This window comes from Proteus sp. LHD240705 (assembly GCF_047921555.1).
GTDB lineage: Bacteria > Pseudomonadota > Gammaproteobacteria > Enterobacterales > Enterobacteriaceae > Proteus.
The window spans coordinates 652,491-671,070 of sequence record NZ_JBLRMI010000001.1 but is presented as its reverse complement, the minus strand read 5'-3'; the positions used below and the strand labels follow the sequence as shown (position 1 = coordinate 671,070).

The 18,580-nt window shown below is 38.0% G+C and carries 14 protein-coding genes; 6 read left to right on the top strand and 8 right to left on the bottom strand.

Annotation, left to right across the window (positions count from 1 at the left end; genetic code table 11):
• The first annotated feature begins 117 nt into the window (after positions 1–117).
• Positions 118–1,584, top strand: coding sequence for a dipeptide/tripeptide permease DtpA (dtpA, locus tag ACNART_RS03140; protein WP_109374225.1), 1,467 nt, complete (start codon positions 118–120; stop codon positions 1,582–1,584).
• Between the two features lie 104 nt (positions 1,585–1,688).
• Here the strand turns inward: dtpA and ACNART_RS03135 are convergent, their stop codons facing one another.
• Positions 1,689–3,062, bottom strand: coding sequence for an MFS transporter (locus ACNART_RS03135; RefSeq protein WP_109373667.1), 1,374 nt, complete (start codon positions 3,060–3,062; stop codon positions 1,689–1,691).
• 773 nt (positions 3,063–3,835) lie between these two features.
• Between ACNART_RS03135 and ACNART_RS03130 the strand changes: the two genes are divergently transcribed.
• Positions 3,836–4,057: a hypothetical protein gene (locus ACNART_RS03130; protein WP_198619849.1), complete on the top strand. Its 222-nt coding sequence runs from the start codon at positions 3,836–3,838 to the stop codon at positions 4,055–4,057.
• Positions 4,058–4,129: 72 nt separating this feature from the next.
• Here ACNART_RS03130 and mgtE read toward each other — a convergent pair whose 3' ends face one another.
• The 6 genes from mgtE to purM all read right to left on the bottom strand — a co-directional run bounded on the left by mgtE (position 4,130) and on the right by purM (position 11,871).
• Positions 4,130–5,593 (bottom strand): magnesium transporter, encoded by a 1,464-nt coding sequence (mgtE, locus tag ACNART_RS03125; protein WP_109373665.1) that lies wholly within the window; start codon positions 5,591–5,593, stop codon positions 4,130–4,132.
• Positions 5,594–5,825: 232 nt separating this feature from the next.
• The gene (gene ppx, locus ACNART_RS03120; protein ID WP_196532479.1) at positions 5,826–7,358 is read right to left on the bottom strand and encodes an exopolyphosphatase; all 1,533 of its coding nucleotides are present in this window, start codon (positions 7,356–7,358) and stop codon (positions 5,826–5,828) included.
• Between the two features lie 4 nt (positions 7,359–7,362).
• Positions 7,363–9,444 (bottom strand): polyphosphate kinase 1, encoded by a 2,082-nt coding sequence (gene ppk1 / locus ACNART_RS03115; protein WP_196532480.1) that lies wholly within the window; start codon positions 9,442–9,444, stop codon positions 7,363–7,365.
• A 46-nt stretch (positions 9,445–9,490) separates the two neighbouring features.
• Complete coding sequence (speG, locus tag ACNART_RS03110) at positions 9,491–10,081, bottom strand: spermidine N1-acetyltransferase (RefSeq protein WP_088495291.1); 591 nt, start codon at positions 10,079–10,081, stop codon at positions 9,491–9,493.
• Between the two features lie 106 nt (positions 10,082–10,187).
• Positions 10,188–10,817 carry a phosphoribosylglycinamide formyltransferase gene (gene purN, locus ACNART_RS03105; protein WP_198619851.1) on the bottom strand — a complete coding sequence of 210 codons (630 nt, stop codon included), beginning with the start codon at positions 10,815–10,817 and terminating at the stop codon, positions 10,188–10,190.
• A gap of 13 nt (positions 10,818–10,830) precedes the next feature.
• A complete protein-coding gene (gene purM, locus ACNART_RS03100; protein ID WP_368926574.1) occupies positions 10,831–11,871 on the bottom strand; it encodes a phosphoribosylformylglycinamidine cyclo-ligase in 1,041 nt (346 codons plus the stop codon).
• A 231-nt stretch (positions 11,872–12,102) separates the two neighbouring features.
• On the opposite strand from purM, the gene upp reads away from it, so the two are divergent.
• From upp to hda, 4 genes are all read left to right on the top strand, one after another.
• Entirely contained in the window at positions 12,103–12,729 is a 627-nt protein-coding gene (gene upp, locus ACNART_RS03095) for a uracil phosphoribosyltransferase (protein ID WP_023581896.1), read from the top strand.
• A 109-nt stretch (positions 12,730–12,838) separates the two neighbouring features.
• Positions 12,839–14,140, top strand: a complete 1,302-nt coding sequence (uraA, locus tag ACNART_RS03090; protein ID WP_109373660.1) for a uracil permease — start codon at positions 12,839–12,841, stop codon at positions 14,138–14,140.
• A 285-nt stretch (positions 14,141–14,425) separates the two neighbouring features.
• Positions 14,426–15,631: a mechanosensitive ion channel family protein gene (locus ACNART_RS03085; RefSeq protein ID WP_198632204.1), complete on the top strand. Its 1,206-nt coding sequence runs from the start codon at positions 14,426–14,428 to the stop codon at positions 15,629–15,631.
• A 223-nt stretch (positions 15,632–15,854) separates the two neighbouring features.
• Entirely contained in the window at positions 15,855–16,562 is a 708-nt protein-coding gene (gene hda, locus ACNART_RS03080; protein ID WP_006533048.1) for a DnaA inactivator Hda, read from the top strand.
• 218 nt (positions 16,563–16,780) lie between these two features.
• Here the strand turns inward: hda and ACNART_RS03075 are convergent, their stop codons facing one another.
• Positions 16,781–18,031, bottom strand: a complete 1,251-nt coding sequence (locus tag ACNART_RS03075; RefSeq protein WP_109373658.1) for an MFS transporter — start codon at positions 18,029–18,031, stop codon at positions 16,781–16,783.
• Between the last annotated feature and the right edge of the window lie 549 nt (positions 18,032–18,580).

The window sequence follows — 18,580 nt, the reverse complement described above, 5'->3', positions numbered from 1 at the left end:
CAAAGAATAACAATCCAGTATGAAATTCACCGAGCTTTAACTCTGTCTTAAATAACGAAATTTTTGTAAAAAATTAGCCTAAATATAAAGGCGTAATAGAATAATTAGAGGTTTTTAGTGTCAACTGCAAACACACCTGACGATGGACAAAAACCGAGCCTGAATGCATTTAAACAGCCTCGCGCGTTTTATCTTATCTTCTCAATCGAGTTATGGGAACGTTTCGGCTATTACGGTCTTCAAGGGATCATGGCCGTTTACTTGGTTAAAATGCTGGGCATGGGTGAAGCGGAAGCTATCACTGTTTTTGCTGCATTTACCGCGTTGGTCTATGGTTTTGTTGCTATCGGTGGATGGCTTGGGGATAAAGTCCTTGGTACTAAAAGGGTTATTATTCTTGGTGCAATCGTACTGGCAATTGGTTATGCAATGGTGGCATTCTCTGATCACGATAAAGACGTGATTTATTGGGGACTTGCAACGATTGCAGTAGGTAATGGTTTATTTAAAGCTAACCCATCTTCATTATTAGCAACCTGTTATGAGAAAGATGATCCGCAATTAGACGGTGCATTTACCATGTACTACATGTCTATCAATGTGGGTTCTTTCTTCTCCATGTTAGCGACACCGTGGTTGGCGGCTAATTATGGCTGGGATGTTGCATTTGCACTGAGTGTTGTGGGTATGCTGATCACACTAGCAAACTTTGTTGTTTGTCGTGGTTGGATAAAAGATAAAGGTTCTAGACCTGACTTTGAACCGCTTAACTATTCAAAATTATTATTAACGCTGGTGGGTATTGTTGCACTGGTCGCTGTATCCACTTGGTTGCTACATAATAATGAAGTGGCAAGTTGGTCTTTAGCAATCATCTCATTAGGTATCATCCTGATTTTTGCGCGTGAAACGTTCATGATGAAGGGTGCGGCTCGCCGTAAGATGATTGTTGCATTCTTGCTGATGGTTGAAGCGGTTGTATTCTTCGTTCTTTACGATCAAATGCCAACTTCTTTAAACTTCTTCGCGATCCATAACGTTGAGCACTCAATCTTAGGTTTCAGCGTTGAACCTGAACAATTCCAATCACTTAATCCATTCTGGATCATGTTAGCAAGCCCGCTACTAGCGGCTGTATATAACTTTATGGGTGATAAACTACCTATGCCATATAAATTCACTGTGGGTATGTTCTTGAGTGCGACCGCATTCTTAGTTCTGCCATTAGGTGCTAGCATGGCAAATGAAGCAGGTATTGTGTCTTCATGGTGGTTGGTCGCAAGTTATGGTTTCCAAAGTATTGGTGAGCTGATGATTTCTGGCTTAGGTCTTGCGATGGTTGCTCAACTTGTACCACAGCGTTTAATGGGCTTTATTATGGGCGCTTGGTTCTTAACTTCGGCAGCCGCTGCAATTATTGCAGGTAAAGTTGCGAGTTTAATGGCAGTACCAGAAGACGTACAAAGTGCTCATGCTTCATTAGAAATTTATAGCAGTGTCTTCTTACAAATTGGTATTGTAACAGGTGTTATCGCAGTTCTAATGCTGATCACCGCACCGATGCTAAGTAAAATGACACAGTAATTTGTGCTCTTAAAAATAAAATTTTAAGAAAAAAATACCGCCCTGATTAAGGGCGGTATTGTATAAGGGGACTGGTAGAACGATTTTGTGATATTGATAAAGGCTTAACTGATCACTTTATCAATCTGCAATGCAACATCTTTTTCTCTTGTGGTGGGTTTTACAGCCGTCCAACCTTTATAAGCTAAAGGTAAGAAAGCGACTGCAATAGCTAATAATGATACGCCTGCAACATAATATGCACCTGCCATTGCAGTTTTTTCTAACCATATTCCTGTTAACATCGGCGTTAATCCACCGAATAAGGCATAAGCCATATTGTAAGCAAAAGACAAACCAGAAAAACGAATTGATGGTGGAAATGCTCTTGTGCTAACGATAGGTGTAGTTGCAATCGCCCCGACAAAAAAGCCCATCAAACCATAGTTAAACGCTAACTGAAAACCTGACATTGCTGCATCTAAACTGCCATAGAAATGGAATGCAGTAACAATCAAACCACCCCATGATAATGTCATTGACGCGCGTGTTCCTAATTTGTCACTAATCCAACCCCAGAATATGCAACCTAAGGTTAAGGTTAATGTTGCAACGCAGTTCGCTTCTAATGATGTCGTTCTATCAATTTTGTAGATCCCTTCAACAATGACACCGGGGGTCATCAAAATGGTGACAACAATAGCTGTTGATAAAGACCATGTTAATGCAGCAGTAATTAAGCACGCTTGCTTGTGATTTTTAATAACTGAAACCACAGGCATTTCTTGTGCTAAGGCTTTTTTTGCAGCCATCTCTTTAAAGATAGGTGTTTCTTGTAAGAAGCGACGTAAGTAGACAGAAATCAAACCGAATACGCCACCTAAAATAAACGGTATACGCCATGCAAAGTCATTTACTTCTTGGCTGGTATAGCTACGTTGAACGATAATTGCCACGATTGAACCTAATAAAATACCGCCTGTAATGCCTGAGGTTAATGTTCCTACACCTAAGCCATAACGTTGTTTTGGCGTGTGCTCTGCGATAAACACCCAAGCACCTGGCATTTCACCACCAATAGCCGCACCTTGCATAATGCGCATTAATAACAACAATAATGGTGCAGCAACACCAATACTGGCATAAGTTGGTAATAAACCAATAACTAATGTTGGTACAGCCATTAAGAAGATACTTAAGGTAAACATGCGTTTACGTCCAATAATATCTCCGTAGTGTGCCATAATAATGCCACCCAAAGGGCGGGCAAGGTAACCAGCAGCAAAAATACCTAATGTCTGCATTTGTGCAATAAAGGCGTTATCACCGGGAAAGAACAAGTGGCTCAATGTTTTCGTAAAGAATACGAAGATCACGAAATCATAGAACTCCAACGTTCCCCCTAGCGAGGATAAACCCAACGTTTTATAGTCGTTGCGGTTCAATGGTCTTGCCGTAGGTTGACTCAACGGCTGAGTGGAGTGTGATTGTGATGTCATAATTACAACCTATAATAATCATCGTGATAAAAAAATAATGCGTAATAAGATCACAAGTAAATTCTTTGAAAATTAACGAATAAAATAGGGTGAAAATAAATAACATCGAATGGTTATTTATAGGCTATTTATGCGAGAAAGAATAATGTTGTGATGATGGTTTAAGTTATAACAGGAAGCTCTTAATAATGTAAATAGATGAAATTAAAACAACGAAATGAACTTTATTATTATCATTTCTTGTGTTTTTATGTGGTTTAATTGTGGATACTTAATATTAAACTCTTATTTTATTTTCTTTGTTGATATATTGTAAAAATATTACAATGCTTATTAATAAGTGAAATTTCGATATTATCAAATAAAATAGATATTATATTGAATATATTTATTACGATTTAAATTATAAATTGAATAATAAATTCAGTCATAATTTAATTTATTATTTTTCGTTAATAAAGTAATTATTAGATAATTAAGAAAGTTATTCTCATCAATAATGAAAGATATGATCTGATAGAAAATAGATTACTAGAATATTCTGCTATATGTTAAAAATATTTTTGATAAACTTAAATTTCAAAAATATCAATGAAATTGAAATTCAATGCCAATAAATCTTGTGTGTATAATCATATTTTTGTGTTTTTATGCATTGTGTGATTTTTTTGAATTTTATTGTCGAATTAGAAATAAAAACAAAAATAAGCGTCAAAAAAGTGATTGTTGGTTATAATTACATCAGTAAGTCAAATTGAACTGTCGGAGGATTTATGGTCTCTATTTCAATGAGTGCTGTTCTTTTAGCTGCAATTATTTTGTTCGCATCACTTTCTATCGTTGCATTAGGTGGTGGTTTAGTACTAAAAGCCATGCTTAATGACGCCAATCAAAATGGCAGTTATCTATTAAGTGCCTCTGTTAAAAAGACTTTTATTACTTCATTGGTTATTGCATTGTTGCTTGTCTATTATTACCTATCAACAACGGCTTAATATTTGTTTGATTGATATAAAAAACGCCACTGCATTTTATTATCAGTGGCGTTAGTGTAATGAGAAAATGTCTTAAACTAAGAAGATAGTTGCTAAACCTAAGAAGATAAAGAAACCACCTGTATCCGTAATAGCGGTTATCATAACGCTTGAACCAATGGCAGGATCTTTACCGAATTTTATCATCGTCATTGGTATTAATACGCCCATAATGGCAGCCATTAACAGGTTGAGCACCATTGCCATTGTCATCACGGCACCCATTGCAAGGTCACCATAGAGAAGGAAGGTGACAATTCCCATGATCCCTCCCCACACAATACCATTGATAAAGGCAACACCAAGTTCTCTTAAAATTAAGAAAGAAAAGCTTCCAGTTTGAATTTGGTGTAGAGCTAATGCACGGACAATCATTGTGATAGTCTGATTACCTGTATTTCCCCCAATACCAGCAACAATTGGCATCAGTGTTGCTAAAGCGACTAATTGGGAAATGGTGTGTTCAAACACGCCAATAACACGAGAGGCAACGAAAGCAGTACATAAGTTGATAGCAAGCCAAGTCCAACGTGTTTTAACCGCTTGTCCGACTGGTGCAAAGACGTCTTCTTCTGGGCTCAAACCACCCATACGACGAAGATTGGTATCGCTCTCTTCATGCATGTTATCAACGATATCTTCAACAGTTAATCGCCCCATTAGAAGACCATTACTATCAACAACAGCCGCAGAAATTAAGTCGTAACGTTCGAACGCACCCGCCGCGTCTTCGCCTTTTTCTTCTGGCATAAAGCTCACGGTGTCTGTTTTCATTACATCAGAGACAAGCTTATCAGGAGATTGCGTCAAAACAGTGGTTAATGGAAGCTCGCCCAACAGATGATTTTTATTATCAATAACGAAAATTTTATCCGTTGCTTCAGGAATAGAACCCCGTTGGCGTAGATAGCGCTGTACCGTTTTTAACGTAACATTACCTCGCACAGTGACGAACTCAAAATCCATCATCTGGCCGACGCTGTCTTTTGGATATTGAAGAACTTCTCTTATTCTATTACGCAGACTTGGTTCTAAATAGGTAAGAAGTCGACGCATCGTATCGCGAGGTAAGTGCTCTGCGATGTACGCTTGCTCATCCACATGTAATGTGGCGACCGATCGTAATAATTCACGGTCAGTCATATCTTTAATTAAGCTGTCCCAAACGGCGACAGAAGCTTCGACTAAAACAGCACCACGTTCATTATTATCAACCAAATGCCACAATGCGAGACGTTCGTCATAGGGAAGGGCTTCAAGAATATCTGCAATATCTGCCGCGTGTAGATCTTGTAGTAATTCTCTAACAGTGGTGATTTTTTCATGAAGTTCATGGTGGCTCAGCCTATCATTTTCACTTGCTTCACCTAAAACGGTTTCAACAAAATGATCATCTTCGAGAAAGATGCTCAAAATTTGCTGACGCAGGTGTGCCACTTTTTGTGAATACGGATTGATGGCAGCCGCAGTATCATTGTTGATAGCTGGTTGAGACATGTTATTCCTTTTTAATTCTTACGAGGGAGATAACCATTGACACTAATTATTCCATTTTAGGATGATTATCGGTCTTCTCCGTATAAAAAATATGAATCTTGAACAATATTGCGTTGGTGATGTTCATATTATCGTCACAAATCAAACCTATGTTGTTATGTGATAGTTGTTGTATGATAGATGCAACAAAAGACGCATTGACTAGCGTCTTTTTCTGTATAATATCATATTGTTAAGCAGATTCCTCTTTTATATCCAGTTTCCACCCCGGAACTGACTGCCAATGTTCTTGTTCTTTTTCTAAATCCAATTCCATCAATGTGTTATCAGAAAGATAATTTGCAGGAAAATAAAGCGTCCAATGATTTTCATCTGTAACTAAACGCAAAGATGCAGGTTTTGTCGTCGATTGTCGCTGATTATTAAGTAAAGTTGCTAATCTTAGTATTTGTACGAGTGGAAAATACTGTTTCTTTTTATAAAGATTAAATTTAGGTAACTCATCTAACTTGATCCCCTTTCGGTGATAGCGAACGAGAGTTGTTAATAACAGTTGTTGCTCTTGATTAAAGCCAGGTAAATCAGTATTTGAAAGAATATAAGCAGAATGGCGATGTAATCCACTTAAATTAATACTTAATCCCACTTCATGTAACATAACAGCCCAAACTAAAATAGCCTCTAAATCAGGGCGAACTAGCTTAGGATTTTGCTGTGCCCACTGAGCGTAAAGAGATTGCATAGTTTCAAGAACACGTTTTGCTTGTTCTCTATCGATATTATAGTGTTCTGCAAGGCTTTTAGCTGTGCGCTGGCGGATATCTTGATGGCGAAATCTGCCTTCCATTTCATAAAGCACACCTTCACGTAATGCACCGTCAGATAGGTGTAGAGCTTTTAATCCTAATGAATCAAAAATACCGCATAAAATCGCCAAACCTGGCACAAAAACATGTTTACGTTCATCGGATAAACCTGGAAGGGCGATATCTTTAAATTTCTTAAATCGTAAAACTTGTTTAGTGAGCATAAGTAGGCGTTCTGGAGTAATAACACCGTCTTTTTCACCAAACTCAACTAAGATCTCATGAGCCGCTTTAATTGTTCCTGATGCCCCTAAAGCCACATCCCAGCCAGTCATTTTGTATTGCCATGCAATTTTTTCCATTTTACGCGCTGCCTTTTCTCGCGCTTTGCGAAAAGCAGATTCGCTAATTTTTTGTTCTGGGAAAAATTGACGGCTAAAACTAACACAACCCATGCGTTGGCTTTCGATTAAAATTGGCTCAAAATTTTCACCAATAACCAATTCTGTTGAGCCACCACCGATATCGATAACGAGCTTTCGACCTTTTTCAGATTGAGTGTGCTCAACTCCCATAAAAATAAGTCGAGCTTCTTCATGCCCTGAAATAATTTCAATAGGATAAGGAATAACTTCTTTGGCTCGTTGAAGAAAGACTTTCGCATTAGTGGCGACACGCAAAGTGTGTGTTCCCACGACGGTGACATTTTCTGCGGGAAAACCCTGTAACCTTTCAGCAAAAAGGGAAAGGGCGGAGAGCCCACGTAACATAGCCTCTTCGCTTAATTCGTTATCATCATCAAGTCCATCAGCAAGATAAACTCGCTGTTTTAAACGACTTAAGACTTGTAATGCGCCATTAACAACACGCGCAATTATCATATGAAAACTATTAGAACCGAGGTCAATAGCCGCAATTTCTAAAGGACGTGGTGAAGAGTCATCTTGTGATAAAGGCATAAAATTACGCTCGTGAACCGGGTTGTTCTAACAATTTAATATACTCATAGACAGCAAGCTGGGAACGGATTTTACGTTTATTTCCACGAGGAACATAGCTATTTGTTAAATCTTTATCGATATAACGCGCTTTTACGGTGTCATTAAATTGAATATCCAGTATATCAAGAACGCGCTGTTTAAGTTGAGGATCAAGCAAAGCTACTGCAACTTCAATGCGATAATCAAGATTTCGCGTCATCCAATCGGCAGAGGAGAGAAAGATTTTTTCATCCCCTTTATTGGTGAAAACATAAACACGATCATGCTCTAAAAAGCGGTCAACAATACTGGTTACTTGAATGTTTTCACTAAATCCCGGCTGATTAGGCACTAAAGAACACATTCCTCGAACTAACAGTCGTACTTTTACGCCTGCTTCTGAAGCGTCATAAAGGCGATTAACTAATTCTTCATCAACTAAATTATTCACTTTTAATGTAATACCCGCAGGATGCCCTGCTTGTGCACTGTGAATTTCATTGGTGATTAATTGATTTAAAAGGGTGCGCGAGTTTTGTGGCGAAACCATTAAATGCTCAAAGGTGACAGGGCGATAAGGGTTTTCAATAAAGCTAAAAACGCGACGTACTTCATTGGTAATTTCAGTGTTAGCCGTTAATAGTGAATAGTCAGTATAAAGACGCGCTGTTTTTTCGTTAAAGTTCCCCGTACCGATATGAGCATAGCGAATGATTTCACCATTTTCTAAACGTGAAATGATAAATAACTTCGCGTGAATTTTTAAACCCGGTGCAGAGAAAATAACGTGAACGCCCGCTTCAGTCAGGCGTTTTGCCCAGTGGATATTCGCTGCTTCATCAAAACGTGCTTGTAACTCAACAACTACCGTGACACGTTTGCCGTTATGCGCAGCGTGGATCATCGAATCAATAATTCGAGAGTCTTTAGCAACACGGTAAATATTGATTTTGATTGAGATAACACTTGGGTCAAAAGAGGCTTGGCGCAACAATTCCAACACATGCTCAAAGGTATGATAAGGATAATAGAGCAAAACATCACGCTCACGTATCGCATCAAAGCCATTACGGAAGTTATCAAACCAAATATGGCGTAAACGTGGAATAGGCTTATTTAATAGAAATTTACTCCCCTCATTTGGGAAGTTAATAAAATCTTTAAAATTATGATAACGACCACCAGCAATGACGGAGTCATTATTCGATAAACCTAATTTACTGCGCAGCAACGCCACCATTTCATCAGGCATATCACGTTGATAAACAAAACGGACAGGCTCTGCGGTAAGGCGTTGTTTTAATGTTGATGACATCATTTCAAGTAAACTTGATTCCATTTCTGTTGCAAGATCGTATTCTGCATCTCGCGTCATTTTCATGGAATAAGCACTTAATGAGTCATAATCAAAGAAGCCTTTAAACACCTCATCAAGACAGTAGCGTAAAATATTATCCAATAAAATCATGGATTTTTTCTTACTACGCCCTTGGTCTGTCGGCAGAATAACAAAACGAGGTACTTTATCTGACGGAATTTCTAACAGGGCATAATGAATAATTTGCCCTTGCACAATTTCAACCGCTAAATAGGTGTAGTCATCTTTAAGAAACTCAACCAAGTCTGTTTCAGGATTAATTAAAATAGGCGTGATGTGTTTTCTTAAATTTTGACGAAAATATTGGCGTAACCAGATTTGTTGATTAGGCGAGATTTGGCGTTCATTAATTAAAAAGATTTGGTTTCGCGCCATTTCAAGTAACAAATCATTATATAAAGCATCAAACTCTTGGTCGGCTTTAGCTACTTTTGATTGAATTTTCTTTATAAGATGACGAGCATGGCTTGACGCAGAGCGTGAGCCACGTTCTTCATTAATCAAAATACGGCGTTTTACATCGGCAAAACGAACCTTGTAAAACTCATCAAGATTATTTGAATAGATCCCCAGAAACCTGACTCTTTCAATTAACGGGTTTCTTTTATCAGCCGCTTCTTGTAATACACGTTCATTAAACGCAAGCCAACTGATCTCTTTATCAATATAGAGTCGTTCCTGGGACATCTGAACTCCAACAAGGGTTAAAGTTAAAACTTAATATCTGAATAAATCAGACGTGTTGCTTAATAGTCGCACCCGGTTTAACAAAATTCTCGGGTTTTGCCTCTTTGGCTTTTTGTTCAAAATAAGGTGCTTGGAAAGTACACATTCTAATCGCAGAACGGTAGGCACCGTTAACAAAAAACTCATCTATTAAATCACCTTCTTTTTTAAAGCCAAGCTTTTCATAAATATGAATCGCTTTAGCATTCTCTTTATCGACGATTAAATAGAGTTTGTATAAATTAAGTACAGAAAATGCATAATCCATCGCAAGTTTCGCCGCGCGTGCAGCATATCCATGGCCTTGGTGCGCAGGAGCGATGATAATTTGGAATTCAGCACGACGGTGAACATAATCAATTTCAACCAACTCGACAAGTCCAACTTTAGTGCCGTCACTTTCGGCAATAAAACGGCGTTCACTTTGGTCGTGAATATGTTTTTCATAAAGGTCGCTTAACTCGATAAAAGCCTCATAAGGCTCTTCAAACCAATAGCGCATAACGCTGGCGTTATTATCAAGTTGATGGACAAAAGAGAGATCTTCTCGTTCGAGAGGACGTAATTTTATAGGTGGAACTTTCTTACCACCGGACATAAGCACCTCGGTGAATGCATTGAATAAAAAGAGAAAAGGGTGACATAAAAAAAGTCACGCGGGCTACAGTGTAGCACAATGTGACTTTTTATCTTAAACGAAATAGTCAATCAAGGTTGTCGAAAAGCGCAATATCATCGAGAACGGCTTGATTATTCTGCATTTTTAATCGCTCGTCAGCTAACCAACCGATCGCTAATGGATAAATACGATACTCTTCTGCTTGTATTCTTGTTTGTAATGATTGTTCAGTATCATCTGGTAAAACAGGAATGCGAGCTTGAATAATCATGGGACCACCATCAAGTTCTTCTGTAACAAAATGGACGGTAACGCCATGAAAAGAGTCTTTATTCGCTAAAACTTGGCGATGAGTGTGTAATCCGGGATATTTAGGAAGTAAAGAAGGATGAATATTTAATAATTTATGCTGATAATGAGTCACAAAATCAGGCGATAAAATACGCATAAAACCGGCTAAAACCACAATGTCGGGCTGATAAGCATCGATTTTTTCAATTAATGCTTTATCGTAATCAGCTCTGTCATTATATAGAGTTGGATCAACAAAATATGCTGGAATATCAGCAAGTTTTGCCCGTTCAAGACCATACGCATTAGCTTTATTACTTAAGACAGCAACCACATTACCCGTGATTTTATTTGCCCTACAGGCGTCAATAATCGCCTGTAGGTTGCTGCCGTTTCCTGAGATGAGGACGACAATATTTTTCATTCACATGTTTTCATTAGTTAATAATAACTTGTGCTTCACCCGCAGCTTGTGGCGCAATTTCACCAATTAACCATGCGTTTTCACCACACTCAGCAAGATGTGCTAATGTTTTTTCAACGTCATTTGGGTTAACGGCAATTAACAATCCAACACCACAGTTAAAGGTGCGATACATTTCATGTGTGCTGACTTGTCCCGCATCTTGTAACCATTTAAAAACCAGTGGCCATTCCCAGCTTTTACTATCAATACGCGCTTGCGTATTTTCAGGTAATACACGAGGAATATTTTCCCAGAATCCGCCACCTGTAATATGTGCCACAGCATGGATATCCACATTTTCAATTAATGAAAGTAGTGACTTTACATAAATACGAGTAGGGGCTAATAGGTGATCAGCTAATGATTTATTGCCTAAGGATGTGTTTTCAGCTTGTGTATTGCTGACTTCAAGAATTTTTCTGACTAATGAATAACCATTAGAATGAGGACCACTTGATGCTAAAGCGATTAGAGCATCGCCAGCTTTAACTTTGCTGCCATCGATAATTTCTGATTTTTCAACCACGCCGACACAAAAGCCTGCGATATCATAATCATTACCGTGATACATTCCTGGCATTTCAGCAGTTTCACCACCGACTAATGCACAACCAGATTGCTTACAACCTTCTGCAATACCTGTTACTACGCGTGTTGCGGTATCGACATCTAATTTTCCTGTGGCATAGTAGTCAAGGAAGAAAAGGGGTTCTGCACCTTGAACAATTAAATCGTTGACACACATTGCGACTAAATCAATCCCGATGTCATCATGGCGATTTAAATCCATCGCAAGGCGAAGTTTAGTTCCTACGCCATCTGTGCCTGAAACTAAAATAGGTTCGCGGTATTTAGATGGAATTGCACAAAGTGCGCCAAAGCCACCTAAACCCCCCATAACTTCAGGACGGCGGGTTTCTTTTACTACACCTTTGATACGATCGACTAAAGCATTACCTGCATCAATATCGACACCGGCATCTTTATAGCTGAGAGAGGATTTGTTAGTCACGTAGAGCCCTCACGGCAAGTTGCTGTTAAGAAAAAATGTGTGCGAGCGCTATTCTAACAGGCAAAGCAAACGTTTGCGAGGATCTTCTTTATAGGTCACAATTATTCATGTTGGTGTGGTTAAAAGCTGTGCGCTTGATCAATATCAATAGAAAAACGATGGAATGTTGGCAAAAAAGCGGTATAATCTCGCGATTTTTTTGTCAGGCTGCGTCGTACATTAGGAGAAATTATGAAGATCGTTGAGGTAAAACACCCACTCATTCAACATAAATTGGGGCTGATGCGAGATCATGATATAAGCACTAAACGCTTTCGTGAACTGGCTTCAGAAGTTTCCAGTCTACTGACGTATGAAGCTACCGCCGATTTAGAAACAGAGACGGTAACAATAGAAGGTTGGTGTGGTTCGGTAGAGATAGAACAGATTAAAGGAAAAAAAATCACAGTAGTTCCTATCCTCCGTGCAGGTATCGGGATGATGGACGGAGTATTAGAAAATATTCCTAGTGCCCGAATCAGTGTAGTTGGCGTTTACCGCGATGAAGAAACATTAAAACCTGTCCCTTACTTCCAGAAATTAGCATCCAATATTGAAGAGCGTATGGCTCTTGTTGTTGACCCTATGTTAGCAACAGGCGGCTCTATGATTGCCACAATTGATTTATTAAAAAATGCGGGTTGTACTTCAATTAAAGTATTAGTACTGGTTGCTGCTCCAGAAGGTATTAAGGCATTAGAAGAAGCTCATCCAGATGTGGAATTATATACTGCATCTATTGATAGCCATCTTAATGAGCACGGGTACATCGTTCCAGGTCTTGGCGATGCTGGTGATAAGATATTTGGTACAAAATAATAATTAAGCCGACTTTGATAGTCGGCTTTTTTTTGAACCTAATTATCTTGTTCTATAGTTAGAAATATACAAACCAATTTCACATTCATATTAAAGAGAGGTCGTAAGCATGACTCGTCGTGCAATCGGGGTAGAAGAGCGCCCACCATTATTACAAACAATCCCGTTGAGTCTTCAGCATCTGTTTGCAATGTTTGGCGCCACCGTACTTGTGCCAATTTTATTTAAAGTTAATCCGGCAACAATATTGTTATTTAACGGGATCGGAACCCTGCTTTATCTCTTTATTTGTAAAGGACGCATTCCTGCTTATTTAGGTTCAAGTTTTGCGTTTATCTCACCTGTGCTTTTGTTGTTACCTTTAGGGTATGAATTAGCACTTGGGGGATTCATCGTCTGTGGTGTGTTATTTTGTATCGTTGCTGGTATTGTCAAAATAGCAGGGCGAGGCTGGATTAATGTGATGTTCCCGCCTGCGGCAATGGGCGCAATCGTTGCCGTCATCGGGCTTGAATTAGCAGGAACCGCGGCGGGAATGGCAGGATTATTACCAAGTGCAGATGCACCAGTTGATAGTCAGACACTGCTTATTTCTATGGTGACTTTAGGTGTGACTATCTTAGGCTCTGTGATGTTTAGAGGATTCCTTGCTATTATTCCTATTCTTATTGGGGTATTAGCAGGTTATGCACTCTCTTTCTTCTTGGGCGTTGTTGATATTACACCAATTAAAGAAGCTAACTGGTTTGCACTACCGACATTCTATTCACCGCGTTTTGAATGGAGTGCTATTTTTATTATTCTACCTGCCGCATTAGTTGTTATTGCTGAGCACGTTGGGCACCTTGTTGTTACAGCAAATATTGTACAACGCGATTTAATGAAAAACCCAGGTTTACATCGTTCTATGTTCGCAAACGGTTTCTCTACCATTATTTCGGGTTTCTTTGGTTCAACACCTAATACCACTTATGGTGAAAACATTGGTGTTATGGCTATCACTAAGGTTTACAGCTCATGGGTTATTGGTGGTGCGGCAATTCTCGCTATCTTATTATCTTGTGTCGGTAAACTGGCTGCGGCTATCGCTGCTGTACCTGTTCCTGTTATGGGTGGGGTTTCATTACTGCTTTACGGTGTTATTGGTGCATCAGGTATTCGTGTCTTGTTAGATTCAAAAGTGGATTATAATAAACCGCAAAACTTGATATTAACTGCCATTATTCTGATTGTCGGTGTGAGTGGTGCTTCCATTCAAATTGGTGCTGCTGAATTAAAAGGCATGGCATTAGCAACCATCGTGGGTATTGTTTTAAGCTTGATCTTTAAATTAGTGAGTGTTGTTCGCCCTGAAACAGAATTAGTGGATAACACCATTGAATCGGTTAGTGGTACAGCAAACAAAAAGTAATCGATTAAGAAAATCTAAAGCAATATGCTGAAATTAATAAAAAAGGTGGATGATCTCCACCTTTTTTATTGTGTTTTATTTTTATGTCATATTAAAAACTAAGATTTTTGATATTTTAAGTATTAAAAACTTAGAAAAGCATGATTAATTCAATCATGATGTTTATTTAAATAAAATAAATGAGACAATGGGGGTCTGTTCTTATGCGAAATAGGCATTTTATCTGCTATTTAAGTGATATTCGTTTTAAGGTTGGGGTGTTTCAAAAAAGGTATAACGTAATTTATGGAAAAGCTGATTGAAATTTATGATTTCATTACATCAAAGCAGATTTTTACCACAATATTTTTAGTTATTGTGTTGCTGGTGGTGTGGTTTCTCGCCAAAATGATTTTCCGCCGAATAGCAAAGCGTTTACTTTTTTTATTTACTGAGCTTTCAGATGAAGAAACCATAGAAGATATTGCTAAAAAGAGCGCATCTATTGTTGCAGTTACACTTGTTCTCTATATTAATCAGCTACTACCGTCTTTTTCAGCTGAAATGAATATTATCTTTGAAACGGTTGCTCGCGCCTTTATTATCATCAATATCGCTTCATTACTTAATAATGCTCTTGATATCTTCAATATTAGGCACGCTAAAAAAGCGTGGCATCGAAATAATTCCATCAAAGGCTATATTGAAATTGCCAAAATTGTGGTCTGGATTATCTCTTTTATCCTGATCATTGCGTTATTTACTGAGCAATCACCACTTATTATTATCTCAAGCTTTGGTGCCATTGCTGCGGTGTTAATGTTTGTTTTTCAGCATACACTTATCTCTTTTGTTGCCAATATTCTTATCTCTAACGGAAAAGTATTAAAGCTTTATGATTGGATTGAATTACCCAGTAGTAATATCAGCGGTGAGGTTATTGATATCGCATTACATACGATCACTGTACGTAATTGGGATAATACAATTTCCCGTATTCCAACCAAAGACTTTTTGACCGAAAAATATACTAACTGGCAACCGATGTTTTCATCGGGAGGGCGTCGGATTAAACGTAGTTTTTATATTGACCAATCTTCGATTTCATTTGCAACGCAAGAGTTAGTATTAAAATTAAAAAATACAGCGCCGCTTCGTAAAAGCATAGAAACGATGCTTGAAGGAAAAGAAGAAGAAATTGGTGATATTAATGAGTGGTTAGAAACAAAAGGCGTGACTAACTTACAGTTATTTCGTAAGTACATGCTAAATTGGATAAAAATGCGTGGTGATGTTCGGCCTGATATGTATTTAGTGATCAGAACAATGCCACCTACACCAATGGGACTACCTGTAGAGTTATATTGTTTTACTCGTGCAACCACTTGGGTTGAATATGAAGAAACTCAATCTGAAATTTTTGAGTATATAAATGCATCAGCCAAATATTTTAAGCTCGACATTTATCAGCAACCTTCTGGTAATGATGTTGCGAAATTAAAATTCAGATAATAAAGTAAAACTAATTAAACACGGAATGCTTTCTGATTTGGCTCTAAATAACTCGAGGTACAGTTAGGAAACCCTTCAATGAGGTGATAGGAGTATATAAAATAGGCTTATCTCGGTGATCTTGCTGTTATCTTAATCAGTGCAATGTGCTTTTTTAATATTGGTTCTGACCTTGTGAGAATTTGTGTTAGAATCACCACGTTTATTAAACTATTCAGGTGAGGTGCTTCTGAATACGCCGTCACAGCTATCATTACCACTATCTCTGCCCGATGATGAGACATTCGATAGCTTTTATGCAGGGGAAAACGCGTCGTTAGTCGCGGCAATTCGAACCGCCATTCATCAATCTCATGGCAGTTATATCTATTTCTGGTCCCGTGACGGAGGTGGAAAGAGCCATCTATTACATGCCGCTTGTGCTGAGCTTTCATTAAAAGGTGATGCTGTTGGGTATGTTCCCCTTGATAAACGTGCCTATTTTGTTCCCGATGTTCTTGAAGGCATGGAACATTTATCCTTAGTTTGTATTGATAATGTTCAGTGTATTGCTGGTGATGAAGAGTGGGAACTCGCCTTATTTAACCTTTATAACCGTGTTTTAGAGCATGGACGAACCTGTTTATTAATTACAGGGGATAGACCGCCTCGCCAAATAGAGTTACAACTTCCTGATTTAGCATCTCGCCTTGATTGGGGGCAAATCTACCGTTTGCAACCTTTAAGTGACGAAGAAAAAATTCAGGCGCTGCAATTAAGAGCAAAACTTCGTGGGTTTGAATTACCTGAAGATGTGGGTCGTTTTGTATTAAAACGTTTAGATAGAAAAATGCGCACCTTATTTGAAATGCTTGATGAACTTGATCACGCTTCTATTGTTGCTCAACGTAAACTGACCATCCCATTTGTGAAAGATATACTCAAACTTTAAATAGCCTCACTCATCTCGTTAGGTGAGGCGAATAATCTCAATCCTACCTCTCTTTTTCAAATTCAACACCCATTGAAGGTAACAAATATTTGTTATTTATTAAGGATGAATTTTCTATTTTTGTCTTTTCTAATAAAAACACAAGATAAAAAAACCGCTTGTCTTTATACAAGGCAAGCGGCGAGAGACACAAACAATAAAGGAGGAGGGTTAAATAATTAGTTTGCTTCTACTACTTTGGCTTTCTTCTGAGGAACCAGTAAGAAAATCAGATAAAGTGCAGTGATTGCAACCGTGTAGCCAGTGAAGATTAACCAGAATGATTTCCAATCAACCGCACCATTGGTGGTATATAAATCAATGACCCAGCCACTTAACATTGCACCTAAATAAGTACCAAAACCGTTCACTAAGGTCATAAACATACCTTGTGCTGTTGAACGATATTGTAAAGGGATCTCTTTTTCTAAGAACAGTGAACCAGAGATATTAAAGAAGTCGAATGCACAACCATACACAATCATTGATAACAATAAGACGATTTGACCTAGTGATGTGTAGTCACCGTAGGCAAAGAAGCCGAAACGTAAGATCCAAGCAACCATACTGAATAAAACGATCGTTTCGATTCTTACACGTTTTAATAACAGTGGCAGAAACAGAATAAATACGACTTCTGAAATCTGTGAAATAGATAAGAACACAGAAGGATAACGTGCAAAGAATGAATCATCTGCATTTGGAGATTGTGCGATATCTTGTAGGAATGGCACACCAAAGGTATTGGTAATTTGCAGTACAGATCCTAACAGTGTTGCGAAGAATAAGAAAACAACGACATTTTTCTTTTTAAATACTTGCAAGATATTAGTGATACTAAATGCCACTTCTTCGGCTTTAGTTTCATTTTTGTCAGCTGCTTTAGTTGCAGGTAAGAACATTGCAAATACAGCTAAAACAATAGAAGCGATCGCTGCAACGAAGAGCTGGTGGTAACTATTACCTAAACCTAAGAAGCTAATAACCCACATGGCTGCAATAAAACCAACAGTGCCGTAAACACGAATTTTAGGGAAATAGTTATTAGGCTCTAAATGTTTTTGTTCTAACAGTTCGAAAATGATGCTGTTTGCCATTGAGATACTTGGCATAAAGAACAATAAATGTAATAAAGTTGCAAAAAATAGTGTGGTTACTGTCGTCATTTGCGACATTAACACTAATGCTAATGCAGAAAAAATATGCAGGGTAATAAACACCAATTTGCGGTTGTTTATTTTATCTGCAATAAATCCCATGATGACGGGTGCGATAAGTGAGGCAAGTCCAAGAGCACTGAAAATAAGCCCAACATCACTACCTTTAAAATGCAGCTCTCCAAAGAGATACGAGGCAAATGTTACAAGCCAAGATCCCCATATAAAGAACTGGAGGAATGAGACAAGTTTTAATCTAAGTACGATATTCATCTGTTTTCCTATTAGCCTAGCAATCACCCGACACCAATAATGGCGATTGGTTAGTTTTAATTGCCCATAATGTTGGCTATAACGTTGTTTATTTCATATACATCTACAACTTCGTTTCACACTGACTAATTGTTATCAAGTTAAAAAAACAACAATAAAAGAAGAGATAGAGTAAATAACAAATTGAAAGCTTATTGCTGTGTTGCAGTATTGTTTTAAATGTGTATTTTTTGTTAATTTCTTTCTTGGATGATAATGAAAAAATATTTTGGCGAGAATTTATTGTTTATCAATTCTGCTATCATATTTTCTGATATCCATGATATGTAGGAATGCATTTGTGTAAAGAGACTTGAGTCACAATATAAATGAAACACATGATTATTTTTTTCTTATAATTGTGAGTTTATACGATGTCGTGTGATCTCGATAGAAGTTTTCAAAAATGGCGATTTCTTACTCATAAAAAATATGAGGTTGAGATGAAAAATTTTGAAAGCATAAAACGATTGGTTTTTTTCTATTGTGGAAATAAGAAACACTTTGCTA